This window comes from Effusibacillus pohliae DSM 22757, from assembly GCF_000376225.1.
In the GTDB taxonomy this organism is placed as follows: domain Bacteria; phylum Bacillota; class Bacilli; order Tumebacillales; family Effusibacillaceae; genus Effusibacillus; species Effusibacillus pohliae.
Map to the genome: position 1 here is coordinate 1 of NZ_AQXL01000001.1, position 1084 is coordinate 1084.

Annotated in this window: 1 protein-coding gene; it reads left to right on the forward strand. The window is 47.0% G+C overall.

Annotation, left to right across the window (positions count from 1 at the left end):
- Positions 1-201 precede the first annotated feature (201 nt).
- Positions 202-1084: hypothetical protein (locus tag C230_RS18765; RefSeq protein WP_040392258.1), on the forward strand; the 883-nt coding region annotated here is incomplete at its 3' end.

Here is a 1084-nt window from a genome sequence, read left to right on the forward strand (position 1 = left end):
TCTCTCCTGATGCGGTTCAATTCAGCCTGGGCAAAGCCATGGACAGAGAAACTCCAACCCAAAAAGAATTTACACAAAAATCCGGACTTGACCAGGTGGTGAGCAGTCCTACATATCGATCAATGGTTCTGGTTCCTGATCTTCTCTTTTTCAAGTGATTGTTCTAAATTTTTCTTATTTTTGTTTGTTGGGAGGAGTTTTATGAAAATGCGAAAGTTCGGATTACGAACTGTCGTGATTCCGATTTTGTCACTCTTACTTATCTTAAGTCCAATTCCTGGACTTTCAAAACTGACAAAGGCCGGAGAAGCGGATTCTCCGGTAACGGTCCCGAAAACAGTTCAGGAACCGAAAAACGATGTTTCTTTCACATCACCACGGAAGGGTCCGCAAGAGCTGGAGCAGTTTCGGACGGCCACATCGAAACGGTATGTAAACCCGGATGGTTCGTTCACCGAAAAGGTGTATATGGAACCGGTGCACTATAAGGACGCGCAAACCGGCAAGTGGCTTCCGATTGATTCAAACTTGGCATCGGATTCGAATGGAACCTATAAAAATAAGGCGAACAAATTTTCAGTCGGCCTTCCATCGGTGGCGAATGCTGGCTTCTTTCGGATTGACGAGAAAGGTTCCGCGCTGTCTTTCCGTCCCACCTTCGGGATTGCGGTAAAAGGTAATGTCAAGGGCAACCGGATTGATTATGTGAATGCAGCCCCCGATACCGACCTTTCTTATGCGGTCATCCCGAATGGTCTGAAAGAAACGATCGTGCTAAAAAGCGCAAAGGCTCCAACGACGTTCTCGTATGAACTGAAACTGGAAAACCTGACGTATCAGCCTCAGCCCGACGGAACGGTGCTTTTCTATAAAACCGGTGAGAAGGAACCTCTCTTTGTTTTGCAAAAGCCTTTTTTGGTCGATTCGAAACATCGTTCAACAACCGCATCTTATCAGTTGAGAACGGATGGTTCCGGGAACGCGGTATTGGATGTGGTGGTGGATCCAAACTGGGTCCAGGATCCCAATCGAGCATTCCCGATTGAACTCGATCCGACAGTCGTGACAAAGGATAGTCCCAAAG